The organism is Cupriavidus sp. USMAA2-4 (assembly GCF_001854305.1).
GTDB classification, from domain to species: domain Bacteria; phylum Pseudomonadota; class Gammaproteobacteria; order Burkholderiales; family Burkholderiaceae; genus Cupriavidus; species Cupriavidus malaysiensis.
Map to the genome: position 1 here is coordinate 2,585,907 of NZ_CP017749.1, position 14,839 is coordinate 2,600,745.

A 14,839-nucleotide genomic window follows, 5' to 3' on the forward strand; every position below is an offset into this window, starting at 1 on the left:
CGGACGACGAGCTGCTTCCTACCACTAGAATAGCAACCAGGGGAGAGGTCGTATGAGCGCACTAACTGCCGTATATGTCCACAGTCTTCAGGCCGGCGCCAACCGCGTCGTTGCTGTCCTTCTATGTTCTATCTCGTTTTCCACTTCGGTGTACGCCCATGGCGGAGGCCTGGATGCCGCTGGGTGCCATACCAATCGAAAGACCGGTGACTACCATTGTCACCGCAGAGGTGGAAGCGCGAATCTCATCGCTCCTGATGATTCTCGTACACCTCCAAGCCGAGCGACGAATGCCTTTGCAGCACCTCGCACGACGGTGTCCGGGCAAACGTGCTACACGGGGCCTCGTGGGGGTACGTACACGATTACTGCGAGCGGCCGTAAAAACTATAGTGGCTGCTAGCCAGATTGCCGTGCTCACGAAACCCTGAAATGGTCAGGCGATTGGCCTGCATTTACCGCGCGCCGAAGCCATTCGGGTAGGTCGCCGTGGCCATCCCAGCTATGGCCCGCCGCGTCTCTGAAGCGAATGGGATGGACCTTCTGAGGGCTGGAAGTCGGAGTTGTTGCGGCAAAGCATCCGGCGGCAACCAGGTCATCTATCGCGATGCTGTGCTTGGCCATCTGAGACTTCACCCAAAGAATCGCAGCAGCGCGCTCCCGTAATAGTTGCGCATCTGAAGGGCGTTCAACAAGGGGCGAGTTGGGGGCGTTGAAACTGAGCATCGTTAGGATTCGCTCACGTTAGCATTGAACAGAGGCGTCACTAGCTGCAGCATCAGGTGTATTCTAACTCCATCGATATGCCCTCGGAGGAGGCTATGGTCTACCCCGTTGGACTTGAGGTGGCGGACATCGATGACGACATTGGGGTCCAGTTCCAGTATCTCATCGGCGGGCACAACCAGACTTTTGCGGTCAGCCGCGAAGCTTTGGAGGACCATTTCGGTCTGGCACTCGCAGGATTTTCTGCCCCGGATAGGAACCATGCAATCCTCAGGGCCTTCATGCATGGATGGGAACGAATCAGAGATGCCGCGGCCAGGAGTCGCAGCGTGCCGAGCAACCAACGAATAGTCCTGAAATCCAGCGACTTCTGAGCGCACGAAACATGGCCTGGCCGCTTGATGAGGTCAGCGAATCATGACTGGGCGGGGAATGCTCCTTGGCGGCTGAAGAGGAGCATCGAAGGTTAGTCAGAGACGGGGTGCTCGACGGCCGCAGCCCCACAGCGAATCGATTTGCCCGCGCCGCTGGTTGCTTACCGCGAAGCGGGGTGGTGGCGAAGGCTAGAGGGTCAAGCAGTATTGTCAGTTTTGAGAAGTTTCAAAACCGATGAAACTTCGTGATACCAACCATCGAGATGCCGCAAGGAACGGCTGCCCTCTGGCCAAGTCCGAGGAATGCGTGAGAACCTTCCTGTGTACTCACGATAGCCATCTGGCCTCGCAGTATCACCGCAACCGCTCATTTGCCAATCTCAATTCCATCAAAGCGGATTCTCGACGCTCACCGGTTCCGCTCGGTAAACCGACCAGAAATAGTGCGAGTGTCGGTGGTGCGGTGCTCGCATCTTTGTGGCGAAGAAGCGAACTCTGCCTGCAGGTCCAGCGTCCATGTCTACCTCTTGATGACAATCCTGCGTTGATGCCGCAGGGGGCAACAGGCTTAGGGCGACCGAAACATACTGTCCCGGGATGCGGGCGAGGATGCCATTTGCCCCAGGCACTGGAACGTTGGGACTGTCTCCTTGAAGATGGCACTTCGATGCCAGATGGCTGTTACCCATGATGGGATTCCTCAATCGGCGCTGCCTCGGCTGGCCGGGCCGCTGTGGCAACTGAGTGCCGACGACTCTCCTCAGCGCGACTGCACGACATGGCATGAAGGCGCGCATGACCTACACCCGGCCGGGGCCAACGCTGACACCCTGCTTATCGCGTTGGATGAGCGGTAGATGTCCATACGCACGCAACCGTGCGAGGTCTTGCCGAGTTGACGTGGGGGCGACCAGGCCCGCCAGCGCAGCGGACTCGATGCCGAAGGAGCCGCACGACGGGCACGTGTACTTGAACCCGCGTAGCTGGGCCGACCGTATCCGCTCCGCGGCCGCGCCGCACAACGGGCAATTCGCTGGTTCTGGAAGCATGGTCTGGGCGAAAGATGTGCTGTATGGATATACAGTAGTATAGCGAACCGTCAGCGGAATGGAAGAGCCAGATAAATGGCTGGTGCGGCACTTCTGTTCCAACTCCGCGGTGCGTCGGAACCGCAGAGAGCGCTCTCTTGCGCTATCTCCGGCCGGTCAAAAAGTCCTGCCAGTCGGACGCGAACGCACAGTCCATCGGCGTGGGGTCTTCTTCAATGACAGGGGACCCTGAATACTCAATGCGTTTGCGGAAGAGCGTCGCTGCTGGCTCAGGTATTTCGCCAAGGCGAACGTAGGCGGTGTTACCTGAACGGTGGATGGGGACAATGAGGGGCTCGGGGCGAGGTGGGAGCTCCTCGGTCCCGGTCAACCCGACTGCGAGAGCGCGCGCGACGAGGTCAAAGATGGATGATGCGTGGCGCGGGTAGGCATGCAGGGTTCGCTTCTCGCCGTGCTCGCGCTGGTCTTCGCGCAGCTGCACCACGTAGTCGGGAGTGGCACTCCGCTCGAGCCTGCCTATATACGCCGTCGCTATCTCTCTACCGGAGCCGCGCCCATCTGGGCAGACGATTTCCACTGTGACCTTAAGCATGACGAACGTGGCATTGCACGGTTGCTAGTTGGGTGCTGCCGGCGCACCAGAGGCCGCCCGCAAATCGCAGTGCTCGCACGCTTGAACGGCACTGGCTTCTAGTGTATTGCGACTGAGGCGCGTGGAGAACTTTTTCGCTCAATCGGCGGAATCGTGCCGGTTGTTGCAAGACGAGGTTCAAAACCTAGTCGAGGTTGTGCCGAATCGCCATGCATGCATGGCTCGGCAGGTCCTTCTTGAAACCCACGTCATAGCGACTAAACTCGATTGCGCGTCCCAAGGCGCTCCTGGTAGCCACAGCACAAGCAGAACGACACTCCGAGGCTACCTTCTTTTCACCTCAGCAATCGATAGCACGCGGATGTAAGCGGCGAAGGCGACTTCGCTACTGCGTTCGCATGTACCGTCCTGCCTCTCGGCGCAGCCGAGCTTCGCCTGCGCGTGTTGGCGAGACCGCCTCCGAATTGCTGTATGCCGCGGCAGGAGAACCCATGCCTATCTGGAGAGTGTCGCCAGTGGAAGATGAGCCGGAGATTGCCCTTCGACTCTGGCGAGTATTCGAAACTGAACGTGGTGAGCGCCACTTCATTGGCCAGAACATCGATAGCAGAACAGGTCGCGTGAGCTCGGCCATTCATAGCTTTGACCCGCAATCGCGTACGGGCGTCACCCGGAGCGGGAGGCGCTATGTCTTGGTTGGTGGCCCGGGCGACGACGAGGATGCGACTCACACCTGGACGCTTTGGAAGCTGGTGAACGACGTGCGAACAGCGAATAACGTGACGGCTGAGTACGAAGACCTTCTCGGAGAGCGCGCCACCTAGGCTGCTGACTCTGGCTCAAAGCCTCTCTGTCTCTCCCATCGGGAGACCAAGCAAGTGTAGAGACTGCCACAACAAGGAGAACTACAGGGTGGCAGCAGGAAACCCCATCTAGTAGTTTGCGTATCACAGCGTGAGCCACGTGACACGGCGCATGTCGCCGTTGCGACGCAGATGCTGGCGCGCGCTATATGGTGCGCTGGAGATGCCCTATGCGTGGATTGAATGGAAGTGACGATAGCTCGGGGCAAGAGTTTGGTGGCATGACGCCTAACCGGCGGCGCTATGCGGTAGGCTGCAGCACGAGCCCCGAGGTCCGTATTCCGTACATCTGCATATTGGAGTGGAGATTGTTGGAGACCTATCGCGGGACGATGCACCTTGTCGGCCGCGTGGGACCGAGCGGCAAGCTCTGGGCGACGCCACCAATCTTGGAGGTCGAACTAAGCGTTCCAATGGCTGTTGCGACTGACGGAAGAGAGTATGTACTTCTCGGGGAGCCAGGCACGGCCGCGATTGCAGCGTATTTCGTGTCGATTTCCGCAGCCTTTGATGAGCGTCTGATGGAAACGACGGACGTTACGTCGACGCTCGCTTCGATGCTAAGGGAAGTCAGAGCGACCTATGGAACCAAAAGAAGCCTTCACGCGATTGGACAGCAAAAGGTCACCAAGATTGACCTTGATTTTTTGCGCGCTCGGCGTAAATTTGATGGTACGTAATTGACGGCACCTTGCAAGGCTCCCCCCAGTAGAACTCTATCCTGCCTTGCACATCCTTTGCGGCGAGACGTCGCGCATGTTGCCTGAATGTGCTCACCATGGCGCAATCAACCGCTCAGTCCCCTATCCCGTCTTCTAGTGCGGCCACTATCCATGCCACCCTCTCGTCCTCTCATCGAGCGAGGCGATGGTGCGGACATGCCGGCCGCTTCAGCAAGGTCGCTATGGTCGACGAAACGGATGAACTCGGGAATCGGAGCTACGAGCGCGGTCTGCAGCATTAGCGTGAATGGAATCTCGCCGCTCGCGACTTGAGCATCGAGCTTGTCAGGGCGGGCCCGGACACCAAGCATTTCGAGGCGATGGGACAGTTCTTCAATGCTCAAGCCTTGCGTACTGATTTCGTGGAGTAAGACATGACTAGCAGCGGTTTCCCACGATTCATCGGATTCAACGAACGTCGCCCACTGTGCTGGAAATTCTGCGCGAACGGCCTGGAGCATAAGAAGAAAATACGCAAGACTGTAAGTGCCTCGTTGAATCTTGCTTTCTGCTCCCCGAAAAGACTCGGGCGTCCCCATTGCGGAAAGCCTCTCTGCAAACTCATCGAATGACACGCCTTTGCGCGCGAGGATTCCGCGCGCAGTACGTGCAGCTAGCCGCGACCACGGCGTGCTCGTGTGGGCCACTCTGAAGTCCTTTAGTCGAGGATGCGGAGCCTGTGCGCAGCGCTCCGGGCCGGCAGCGCTCACCCTATGAATACAGCATTCATTACGAGCACTGCTTCGCGGACCGGCAATACCTTCGTGGCTTCATTCTAGTCCCAACTTCAATTCCAGTTGGACATTGGATGAGCTATGTCGAGCTTCAGCAAGAGGTCCTGCTATGGAAGCCTTCTCGACTCTCTACCTCGCCTACGAGGGGGTGCTACATCCAAATGTGGTGTCGTTCCACGGCCAAAGACAACCTCGTCTACGAGCGGGCGGACACACGTTCTTTGAAAACAACGACCTCTTGCGCGAGGTTATCGCGGCATGCCCAAACACAGTTGTAGTGCTGCACTGCTGGTGGGTCCCATACCTGGGATTTCAGGCTGCGATACACATGTTGCCTCAATCCGTTCGAAGCCATGTCATCGGAGCGACGTGGCATAGCAACCGCGGACCACGTGCGCGACGGAGACAGACCGGTTGCCGCCGCGACTGGCTCGAAGAAGACCTGATGCGTCGGCGTCCGGAACGTCCGGTACTGCTTGATTGCGACATTGCTCAAATGGCGCCAATGCTGAGCGATTGCTCGTGCATCGTGGACGGATGGAAGGGGCTCACCAGTGGGGGAGCGTGCGAAAGGCTGCTAGAGCTTTTGGCAACGGACGCGACAGATGCGAGCCTCACTCTCGGGGCGCCGTGCCTGGAAATGTGACCCAGCCGGGCATAGCTCATTGTGCCTTTCGAAATACACATGCTACCATTGCTGATTCAGCGACAAAGAGCGACGTTGAAGCGTAATTGATGTTAGTTAACACAATTAAACGTTATACGTTAACTATTACAAGCCCCCGTTCCCAGAAATGATGCTTTTGTCGACTTGTTGGCAGGCGCCTGGCGTGCAAATGGGATGACCGAAGGGTCATGTTTTGGGGCAAACAAAAAGGAAAGCTGGGAAGAAAAAGACCGAGGTTCACACAAGGTGAACAAAACATCGAGCAGCATTGCGCTGCAATGGAGGGGTAGGTAGCTAGAGTTGGCGCTCTAGCTTCCCAAATCGCGTAGCGGAAACTACACACTGAAGTTCATAGTTTCCCCTGCCCGTCCCTTTTTTGTCAATCCGAAATTGGAGGGGCGGACGCCGTTCGTCCAGACATTCGGCCACGGTTTTTCATCTATGAGCACTATCAAGCATATTTCCGGGCGCCCTTAGGTTCGGCGATATTGTCCCAATACAGCGCGAGAACCATCTGGCCGGCCCTCTCGGAAGCTCGAGATGCAGGTCTGCGCCGTCTGTCCTAGCCAACCCGCCTGTGAACCTGACGACCTAGCAAGAGTGATAACTCACTTCGTGGACTAGGCCTTTTGGAAACGTCGGGCTTATCTCTTTTTATCGTGCAGCGCGCGAGGGGTCCACACGCCCGTGCCCTGCGATACCAACCATATGTACGAACTCAAGTCTGAAAGCACGCGTGCTGTCGCTGTGTCGACCGGCAACCCAGTTCTGGACCGGGTACCGGCGATTCCGAACCAAGCAATGGCGAAGGAATTTTTCCGTCAATCTTTCCGAGCCACGCCGGCAGCGCTGGAAATGCTTAAAGCAAACCAGGGAGAGCTCTATCGGCCAATTGTGTCAATGGAGAAGCAAGAAATGCTTCTCTATGACGTTGTTGCCTTCGTTCGCGCCGGTTTCAAGGACCGCAACCTGATTGCCAAGGGCAATGGCGAACTTTTCAGGCACTCTCTCGCGATAGCACGACAGGCGCCCAACGTTCAAGGACACCGCGAACCAAGGGAGGTCGTAGAGATTAAGGGCGCTCGCCCCAGGGGCATCTTGTTCGTGACCTCAGCGCGCATGGGCCGGCGGGTGACGGCAGAACGTATCGCCCAGTTCTTGGGCAGCGACCCTATGCCTATTGAGCTCATGACGCCTGGAGGAAGAGTGACGCACTGGTACTTGCCAGTCCTTCGGGTCAACTGGTCCGGCCGCCTAGATGATTTCCTAGGGAAGTTTCTAACCGCTTATGGCCCCGCAATGCGCCAGGGTGACCTTCTCTCGGAGATTCGAGTCGACAAGGGACGCTTAGAGGCCGAAGCTTTGGCCATCATGGTGGGCCTATGCCTTGGTGCAAACCTTGGACTGCTCATCGTTGAGCGAATCGATACGAGTGAGGCAGGGTCGGATTCGGCGGGAAAAGTGTGGTCTGTCCTGGGGCAGCTCACTAGAGCTACCGGCATCCCCGTGCTTTGCATGGCCACTACTGGAGGCGCCTCAGGGCTCATGCGCCACCCGAGTGCATCGGGTGAGTTGTCGGTCAAAACCATCAGCATGCGTCCACCGGCCTCTGACTCAGCCGAGTGGGCCGATGTTTGCTCGTACGCATATCAAGAAATCCTTGGCGGTACTGGCAAAGCCCCTTCCTGGTTGGTCAACAAACTGGAAGAGCTCACTCAATGCCGCACCGCTCTTGTCATCAAAAGTTGTCTCGCATTGGCGCAGTACGGCTACGGGGACGCCTTCTGGACTGCAGTTCCGGCTGACTTCGACGAAATCGTTAAGGCTGCGCTGTACACCGAACAAGCCAGTCTCTCGAATGTAAAGCGTTTGGAGAATGGAATTCGAGGCTACACGCGAGCGAGCGTGATGCGGTTTGCCGACTGGCTTGCCCCCGGAGAGGGGCCGAACCTTGTCCTTGGCCTGCAAATCCAAACGAGCCCGCGCGCAAATCTGCCTCCAGAGCTCAGAGATTGAGGAGGTATCGTGGAATATCTCTATCCATTGCATTTCGAGGACGAAACGGCGCTCTCCCTGGCTGTCGCTGTCGGATATACCGCAGGCAATCGCGAAGCGAAACGTCTGGCCGACCTCTGCATTCGGCGTGGCTGCCCCCTCATTTATAGCCTTCCTTGCAGGCTATATCAGTGGGAAGCTGCGATTGGCATGATGTACGGACCTGGCCGGCAAGTTCTCGTGGAATGCACGTGCTTCCCAGCTTTTGCTGCAGGAATGGATGAAGCTAGCCTCATGCGTGCAGTTGGGCAGCTTGCGTCCGGAACCAGGAGTCGAACGTGCTTTCCGCGTTTGCAACCTCTGCTCGATTGCGAAAATCGCTACGGCCTTCGCTGCCCGGCGTGCGGTGATGTTGGCGGTCGTCAACTCGGACGCGCTGCGTCATTACGGAAGCATTGCTTCCCATTCGTCTCTCGCTGCGCGTTGCATGGCGAAACACTTGTGCTTGCGGACAACTGCAGTGCATATGAGGCGGCGATGATGCAGCAAGGTACAGAGGCGATGGAGCGGAACAGTAGGCTCTACGCATGGGCCGCCATGCAGCTTCTGAAAACTGAGCCCATCGGCGACCTGCGGCCCAACCTACTTTGGCAGCTGGCGATGCTTGGATATGCCGACGAAGGCCTGAGATGGAAGGTCACGCGGTTCTCTTCCGACTGGCAAACGCTCGCCAAAGAAGGGTTCGAGGATGTGCGCCTCTCGTCGATAGCGGCATCCGAAGAGATGCCCACTGTACTGATGCGAGGGCTCTCCAGGACAGAGAGGCCTATGCACCCAGCACTGCTCGCCTTGCTCTGCTGGTTCTTACTTCGTCAGGCAGAAGCCCAGGCGGTCGCCCCCACGGGAGCAGCCACTGACATACCGCGAGCCGCGTCGGAGGTAGTTAAACATAAGCCTTCTCTAAGCGAACTGGAAGAACATCGAAGCCTGTGGCTACAGCAAGCCGCCGCGCATCCCAACGCCACTCGCACGGAGCTGAAGAATTCGCTGTATGGCGTGTGGCGATGGCTCTACCGCAATGACAACGCATGGTTGCTAGAAAATCAGCCGCCGGTTGTACGCAAACACACGCCGAAGAATTCCCGTCGCCCAGTGCCGAGCGAACTGACCGCGCGCATTGCAGCGTCGCGAATCAGCGACATGGACGCTCGTGGGATGCCACATACCCACACTATGTACCAGAACCGCGTCCGCTATGGGATGAGCGACTACGCCTATGCGCGACTCCTACGGGAAATCCCAGCGCTGGCGAACGAGTGCGTCCCTCGCTCGCAGCTCGTGAGCACCCGGATAGACCATTTGCGTCACGCCAAAGGTCTCGACGTATTCCGCTACTCGCTGACGATGCGTGCTCGATGCCTTAGTTTGCGACCGGAAACAGTGAAGCTCGGAACAATCCAAACAACTTTGAATACGAGAGAGGTCGTAAGTGTCACTGCCGGACCGAATCATTCCAAACATGACGGAACTAATGAATCGCGAGAGCTGGACGGGTTATCTGGCTCGCCATCATTGGATAGCGTCGAGGGAGTCAACGGTCCAGACTTGGCAGTACCCCTCAGGAATCCGCAAGACGATGCTGCCGTTTGAGCGATACGTTGACTGCGCCGAGAAGGTCGTGGACGCACACACAATATTCCCTATCCACAAGCGATTTCTTACCGCAGACGACGCCGCACGCGTTCGAGAGCACTTTCTTGGAGGCCCCTTGCATGGACTGCCGGCGCTCCTCGGATTGGGAGGGCCGAACTCTGGATGGGCGGTATTTCATCGCGCGTTCTGCGACGTTTGTGTCAAGGAGGACATCGCCCCTTTGGGTGAGCACTACTGGCGGCGCGACCACCATGTCCCCGGCGTTCTCGTATGCGCAAAGCATAGCCGTCCATTGATGCAACCCTGTCAAGCCTGCGCAACGTATGAATGGGTTGATACGCCACCGTCCCCGATTGCGGCTTGCGGTTGCCGACCTTCCATTATAGGCACCCGTGCCCAGCTAGCAGATTCAACTCTATCCGTGGAACTGGACTTAGCGTATGCATCCACACGTTTGCTCGACGACAAGTACATGCCGAATCTTCAAGTCGAGCAAATCGCGAGCTTAACGAGACTTGGTGCAAGGCGAAGGGGGATTCTTCATGACGGAAAGATTTGCCACATTACGTTGAAGGAGTTTCTCGCTGAATTGGCGCATAGCGAAACATTCAGTCGCATCAACTTCGGTGGAGTCTGCAGGCAAACGTTAGGAGCCGTCCTAAAGGGACGGTCCGTGATACGCCAACCATTGCGCATGATTTTTCTGTTGCGAGGATTGTTTGGAACCTGGCGTGCCGTTGAACGGGCTGCCGAAAGCCCGCGAAACATCAGCTTGGGGCCCGAGCCAAAAATTGAAAGAGAAGAGAACGGCGCCACGGCCAAAGCTCTAATAGCTGTACGAGAGCTTCACGGACCTGGCGCGCCTGACTTGTATGAACTATATGTCGCGACTCGGCGCGAGCATCCGTCTTTGGCCAAGGCCGACCTTTTCAAGTTGTTGCCTTGGGAGACTAGGCATGTTCTCTCAAAGTCGCAGCGAGATGCCGCCGATATGGAGGCCTTGGGCGATGCTGAAGCGGTCGATGCGACCATGGCTGCCTATATTTGCACGAAAGCGGCAATTCTGCTGCGGCAAGTCCCGGCTATTCGATTGACACCGGATTCGCTCTTGGAAGGACACCCGCTTGCCGGTGCGTGGACGAGCGTCCGCAAGTTCTTGCCAACCGCCACCGCAGCGATGCGTAGTTGCGTAGAAAGGAACGACAGGTTCCAAACTCGCCTACGCAAAGATGGCGTCCAGAAGTCCAGCGGCGAGCAACAACCTTCCCGTTATAGCGCATGAAAATCTTCGAACTCAATGCTCCCTTCGTGACGCCGCGTGACATCGAACTTCCGCCCGTCGACAAGTACGGAATGTTCCACGGCCAGTACTACAGACCTTTGGACGAAGCTCGTATCGTCAGGGGAAGCACACGCACCGTGTTCTCAGGCCTGAAATTCGATAGGCGCTTCGAAGGTCTATCGACGAATGAAACGCGAATCATCACGGCGCTCCAATTCCATCCATACATTATTGACATCAGGGAGCAGTACGCCACCTGTGATGAGAGAACACTGCACCTTGCTCTCCGACACGGCGAGCGGATGAAACGTCTACAAATGACGACTGTTGATGTCATTGTTACTTTCGTGCTGCCCAACTCCAAAGTGCTCCACTACCACACCATCTCGATTAAGCCAGCCGACCATGTGCCCGACAAGGCTGACCTTGAGCGAGAGCGGAAGGAGGAGAACTTCATGGCGCAGTTGGGTTCGACGTGGGAACTGATTCTCGGTGACGCGATTTCGCAGAGGCAACACGTCAATAATTTGGTTTTGCTCAGCTATGTCCTCGAAACGGACATCTATGCATGGTACGACGCAGCGGGGAAGTTCTCCAGGATACTTCTTCGGAGCGACAGAACAAAAGGTATGGCGGGAGACGTGCTTGACCGCGTCAGCCGAAGGGCCGGCGTGTCGCTGTCCGATGCTTTCCGTCTGTTCGCGGTGGGCGTCGCCTTCGGCTTCCTACGCCTTGACCATTCAATGCCTTTTTCCAAGGACCACAGCCTCTTTCTCGATGACGGGACGGCGCAGTCCCGACGGACTCCCGTTGCGTCGACTCCCACCAGCCTTCTCATGTCCGGCGGTTGGCTATGAACAACGTGCCGAATTCAATGTTCGCGTCACATACGCAACTAGATGTGAGCGAGATGCTGCCTGTCCAGCCGTTGACAGCTTCACCAGAAGAGGTGCGCTTCCTGCTGGATATTCAGGCGGCGCAGTGGCCGGCCGGTCTATCTCGATTCCAGATTTTCGGTCGCGGTCGGGACCCTGGGAAAAGGTACCGGGCCGTGGCATGGAACTATCTCCGGAAGGAGTTGCACGTCCTGGAAATGGGCGTCAAGACGACAACCAAAAAGCCAGCGATTTGGCGAACATGGTCCTTGGTCAAAGAGCCTGACGCGCTGGATGATGTGCGGGCGTTGGTCTTTCTTGAGGGCATACTCGACCCTAGTGAGTTCGCGGAGGAGGACAAGGAGCTAAACCGGGCGCTTCTGCACGCGGTGCTTTTCGTCAAGCGCGACATGGGTGATGGAAGAACTCAATTGCTCATCAACGATGCTGTGTTGATGAGCAAGAAGAACATGAGGTATGCCATCCAGAGGGTCTATACGGCTCTCGGAAGGACGCGACAGTATCAGGCTGTACTGAAGCTTCTGGTACACAGGTATTTCCACTTCGGTGGCACCGATGACGCATTCTTAAAGATGGGGCACCGTCGTGGAGGAGGTGGGGGTACAAGGGAGAAAGGAGCCAAGCCTGGGCCTCTCAATGCTCGCGAAATTGAAAGCGCAAACAGAGCGCAGGTCGACCGCCGATACTTGGCGAGGCGCCAGAAGCGCGTAGATGCCCAGGATAAGGAGAGCATGCTAACGGCGCTCCGGATGTGGTGGGTCAAGGGAAAGTCGTTGACCATGACCTATTTCTACATGCGGAAGTATTTCTACCCGTCTGCCACCGAGTTCGAAATTCCAAAGATTGAGAGATTCTATGAGCTCGCCACCAAGCTAATCGGAAAGTACCGCCTCCTGGAGGAACGAGATGGTTATCGCCTTCATGCCATCCATAACGGAGCGCGCATCGGTCAAGCGACAGACCTAACGGATGGCCGGATTGAAATCATCGATGTTGATGGCTTCCAGGCGAAGATATACGTCCAACATCCTGACAAGAACCACAAGGCACCAGTAGTGGTCTGGGTAATCTTCGCCGTGTCTCGGCTTTCTTCGGCGGTGCTAGGCTATTCCATCTGTCTGGGCAGGGAGAATGCGCGCGCCTATGCGGAAGCGATTGCCTCCGTACAGATTCCAAAGACAGGCCCGGGCAGCAAGGCCGAAATCTTCGGCATACCGAAGCCAATGGGGTTGCTGCATGGAAACTACGACGAGGTGTACGCCGACAATGGTCCTGGAAGGGCGAAGTCGGTAATTGAGGCCGTCGTGGATAGGGCAGGCCTTCGTCTCAGCTTGACGCCGCCGGCACGGCCCGACATGCGCGCCATCGGGGAGTCATTGAACGGCCTCATGATGGACTTCATGTCTGGGCATCCAGCTGGCTTCACGCGTAAAAATAACTATTTCGCCAAAGAAGCACGCGAAAAGGCCCGTAAAGCAAAGCCGATTCCGCTGCGAGAGTTCGAGCGGCTCTTGCTGGAAGCAATCAACCATATGAACTGCTTCTATCCAAAGCTTCACAAACGCATGAAAGGCGTTCGGAAAGCCGCAAAGGGAGTGGCGCCCAAAGACATCTTCGAATACACCCAAAATCTACGGGACGGCGATGCAAAGCGCATACCGTCTCCACTGGAAGTGTGGGCGCGATTCAGCGAATGGAAGCCGAGAAAGTGCGACCGCGGGGTCGTCAGGCTTGCGGGATTGGAATACTCGTCGACGGACCTCGCGACGTACTTCGAGGACGTGGCGCCGGTCAAGGGGAAGGACAACGTCAGGGTTCAGGTGCAGCCCACTGGAGACCCCCATCGGTTGCTTTGGCTAAAAGATGACGGAGGTATGGAATTCTTAGAGGCGAGCGGGGAAAGTAGCAGGAAGCTGGATGACCATATGACGTGGCTAGAATGGAACCTCGTAACCGGCCATGAGAAGGTCAAAGAGGAAGAAACGAAGAACGCGGGCGGAGCAAATAGAGTCCGCATCGACGAATCGATGAAGGACGGGGCGGAGGAAGCGCCAGCGCGCAAGCGAGATAAGGCAAGGGTGACTAAGAAGCAACACGACATGGTGGCCGCGGCGGCCGGAAACAGAGCGCCTGGAGTGGGCATCAATGCCGACGGCAGCGCCTGGCCAGAGGGGGAGTCGCCGGACCCGGTGCGTCAGTCAGAGCCGCCAAAAACCAAGAGGCCACCCCCTCCAAAGCCCCAGCCGAAAACTGATGAGAGTGATGGCAAAGCAGCAACTGGGCATCCAGCGGTTTGGAACAGCGACCCAGCATTAGCGGCCAGGCTCTCGGATTTTTAGCCCAGTATCCGATGTCGGACTTACTAACCGGAAAGCGGTGCTCCGAGGCAAAAAGCGAGAATTGTCGGCCCCTCGGAAGCGCGACAGGGCGGATTCGGTTTGGCGTGCAGCCGCCGTTTCCGGGCGATGTCGGACTAATTAGGGCGATGTCGGACTAACTAATCAAAGTCGCTACCGCGCAGGTGCTTCACATGACGGGCGTCGCTTCGGCAAGGGTGGGGCAGAGACTGACGTTGCCGACCTACTGCCCTGTATGCGCTCGCCTCGCCGTGGGAACTCGATAGGAAGATGCCGTAGGGCGACTACTCCGAAAGCGGCGCATCGACGAGAACCCGGTTCCTCAGCCGGCGGATGCGCGGGTCGACGAAGTATCCTCCGCCTTCCACGTAGCGCAAGTACACCCGCCCGCAAGTGCGGCACTGCCACACGGTGCATCGATTGCAGGGATAGTAGCGCGGTGCAATCGGTGCCTCGACGGACCAGAGGCCGGTGTCCTGCGGGTGGTATTCCTCGAATGTCGCCTCGGTGTAGAGGTCGCGAACAAGGGTGCCGAGTTCGCTGAGCTGCTGCTCGGGGAAGGAAACCGGCAGGCTCGTCCAGGCATCCAAGGTGGGCGCGCTGCAGGCGCAGTCGGTGGTGACGGCATCCGTCTGACGGGCAAGGGCCTGCAATGCGTCAAACGAGAGGTAGGCGTTGTCTTCCATGGTGTTTCGAAGTCTTGGCGCGGGCTCGCGGCCGGATGTACCGCATCTTACAGAGGCGGCCGTGAGCCGGCCACCCGGAGCGCTGGCCACGCTCGGCGCGGTGACAAAGGTCTCGATCCGCCGCCACATTGCCACCGGATCGAGGTCCATCGGGGAGTGGGCGCAGTCGCTGGTTTCGGCGAGTTCCGTAACAGTGAACAACGGCGAAGAACGGCGAAGAACGAGCGGACGGTCATGGCCGAG

14 protein-coding genes and 1 pseudogene are annotated in these 14,839 nt (G+C 57.6%); 11 read left to right on the forward strand and 4 right to left on the reverse strand.

What is annotated here, in order from left to right:
• Positions 1 to 52: 52 nt before the first annotated feature.
• Positions 53 to 403, forward strand: coding sequence for a YHYH domain-containing protein (locus tag BKK79_RS39530; protein WP_084085381.1), 351 nt, complete (start codon positions 53 to 55; stop codon positions 401 to 403).
• Between the two features lie 14 nt (positions 404 to 417).
• Here BKK79_RS39530 and BKK79_RS39535 read toward each other — a convergent pair whose 3' ends face one another.
• Positions 418 to 726, reverse strand: a complete 309-nt coding sequence (locus BKK79_RS39535; protein WP_084085383.1) for an H-NS family nucleoid-associated regulatory protein — start codon at positions 724 to 726, stop codon at positions 418 to 420.
• A gap of 95 nt (positions 727 to 821) precedes the next feature.
• On the opposite strand from BKK79_RS39535, the gene BKK79_RS31325 reads away from it, so the two are divergent.
• Positions 822 to 1,100, forward strand: a complete 279-nt coding sequence (locus BKK79_RS31325) for a DUF1488 family protein (RefSeq protein ID WP_232346354.1) — start codon at positions 822 to 824, stop codon at positions 1,098 to 1,100.
• Between the two features lie 1,191 nt (positions 1,101 to 2,291).
• Here BKK79_RS31325 and BKK79_RS31330 read toward each other — a convergent pair.
• Entirely contained in the window at positions 2,292 to 2,741 is a 450-nt protein-coding gene (locus BKK79_RS31330; RefSeq protein ID WP_071039795.1) for a hypothetical protein, read from the reverse strand.
• A 491-nt stretch (positions 2,742 to 3,232) separates the two neighbouring features.
• Between BKK79_RS31330 and BKK79_RS31335 the strand changes: the two genes are divergently transcribed.
• Complete coding sequence (locus BKK79_RS31335) at positions 3,233 to 3,565, forward strand: hypothetical protein (RefSeq protein WP_071039796.1); 333 nt, start codon at positions 3,233 to 3,235, stop codon at positions 3,563 to 3,565.
• Between the two features lie 209 nt (positions 3,566 to 3,774).
• A complete protein-coding gene (locus BKK79_RS31340) occupies positions 3,775 to 4,284 on the forward strand; it encodes a hypothetical protein (protein ID WP_157128564.1) in 510 nt (169 codons plus the stop codon).
• 107 nt (positions 4,285 to 4,391) lie between these two features.
• Here the strand turns inward: BKK79_RS31340 and BKK79_RS39550 are convergent, their stop codons facing one another.
• Positions 4,392 to 4,973: a DUF6471 domain-containing protein gene (locus tag BKK79_RS39550; RefSeq protein ID WP_442873260.1), complete on the reverse strand. Its 582-nt coding sequence runs from the start codon at positions 4,971 to 4,973 to the stop codon at positions 4,392 to 4,394.
• A 196-nt stretch (positions 4,974 to 5,169) separates the two neighbouring features.
• On the opposite strand from BKK79_RS39550, the gene BKK79_RS41735 reads away from it, so the two are divergent.
• From BKK79_RS41735 to BKK79_RS31355, 7 genes and pseudogenes are all read left to right on the forward strand, one after another.
• Positions 5,170 to 5,706, forward strand: coding sequence for an HAD domain-containing protein (locus BKK79_RS41735; protein ID WP_232346355.1), 537 nt, complete (start codon positions 5,170 to 5,172; stop codon positions 5,704 to 5,706).
• Between the two features lie 729 nt (positions 5,707 to 6,435).
• The gene (locus BKK79_RS31345) at positions 6,436 to 7,743 is read left to right on the forward strand and encodes a hypothetical protein (protein ID WP_157128565.1); all 1,308 of its coding nucleotides are present in this window, start codon (positions 6,436 to 6,438) and stop codon (positions 7,741 to 7,743) included.
• Positions 7,744 to 7,752: 9 nt separating this feature from the next.
• Positions 7,753 to 9,372, forward strand: coding sequence for a TnsD family Tn7-like transposition protein (locus tag BKK79_RS39555; protein ID WP_157128566.1), 1,620 nt, complete (start codon positions 7,753 to 7,755; stop codon positions 9,370 to 9,372).
• Positions 9,359 to 9,658 (forward strand): annotated as a pseudogene (locus BKK79_RS42385) (TniQ family protein); the annotation flags it as partial. The gene BKK79_RS39555 and the pseudogene BKK79_RS42385, both read left to right, overlap by 14 nt.
• 171 nt (positions 9,659 to 9,829) lie before the next feature.
• Entirely contained in the window at positions 9,830 to 10,657 is an 828-nt protein-coding gene (locus BKK79_RS41740; protein ID WP_232346356.1) for a hypothetical protein, read from the forward strand.
• Positions 10,654 to 11,514: a TnsA endonuclease N-terminal domain-containing protein gene (locus BKK79_RS31350; RefSeq protein ID WP_071039799.1), complete on the forward strand. Its 861-nt coding sequence runs from the start codon at positions 10,654 to 10,656 to the stop codon at positions 11,512 to 11,514. The genes BKK79_RS41740 and BKK79_RS31350 overlap by 4 nt, the downstream gene beginning before the upstream one ends.
• The gene (locus BKK79_RS31355; protein ID WP_157128567.1) at positions 11,511 to 13,892 is read left to right on the forward strand and encodes a hypothetical protein; all 2,382 of its coding nucleotides are present in this window, start codon (positions 11,511 to 11,513) and stop codon (positions 13,890 to 13,892) included. The genes BKK79_RS31350 and BKK79_RS31355 overlap by 4 nt, the downstream gene beginning before the upstream one ends.
• 302 nt (positions 13,893 to 14,194) lie before the next feature.
• Here the strand turns inward: BKK79_RS31355 and BKK79_RS31360 are convergent, their stop codons facing one another.
• On the reverse strand, positions 14,195 to 14,596 hold the full coding sequence (locus BKK79_RS31360; RefSeq protein ID WP_071020922.1) for a hypothetical protein: 402 nt from the start codon (positions 14,594 to 14,596) through the stop codon (positions 14,195 to 14,197).
• Positions 14,597 to 14,839: the final 243 nt, after the last annotated feature.

Coding starts and splice junctions, on each gene's coding strand:
- BKK79_RS31345 (WP_157128565.1), top strand. CDS start 6,436: ATGTACGAACTCAAGTCTGAAAGCACGCGTGCTGTCGCTGTGTCGACC.
- BKK79_RS39530 (WP_084085381.1), top strand. CDS start 53: ATGAGCGCACTAACTGCCGTATATGTCCACAGTCTTCAGGCCGGCGCC.
- BKK79_RS31335 (WP_071039796.1), top strand. CDS start 3,233: ATGCCTATCTGGAGAGTGTCGCCAGTGGAAGATGAGCCGGAGATTGCC.
- BKK79_RS31355 (WP_157128567.1), top strand. CDS start 11,511: ATGAACAACGTGCCGAATTCAATGTTCGCGTCACATACGCAACTAGAT.
- BKK79_RS41735 (WP_232346355.1), top strand. CDS start 5,170: ATGGAAGCCTTCTCGACTCTCTACCTCGCCTACGAGGGGGTGCTACAT.
- BKK79_RS31325 (WP_232346354.1), top strand. CDS start 822: ATGGTCTACCCCGTTGGACTTGAGGTGGCGGACATCGATGACGACATT.
- BKK79_RS31340 (WP_157128564.1), top strand. CDS start 3,775: ATGCGTGGATTGAATGGAAGTGACGATAGCTCGGGGCAAGAGTTTGGT.
- BKK79_RS39535 (WP_084085383.1), bottom strand. CDS start 726: ATGCTCAGTTTCAACGCCCCCAACTCGCCCCTTGTTGAACGCCCTTCA.
- BKK79_RS31330 (WP_071039795.1), bottom strand. CDS start 2,741: ATGCTTAAGGTCACAGTGGAAATCGTCTGCCCAGATGGGCGCGGCTCC.
- BKK79_RS31350 (WP_071039799.1), top strand. CDS start 10,654: ATGAAAATCTTCGAACTCAATGCTCCCTTCGTGACGCCGCGTGACATC.
- BKK79_RS31360 (WP_071020922.1), bottom strand. CDS start 14,596: ATGGAAGACAACGCCTACCTCTCGTTTGACGCATTGCAGGCCCTTGCC.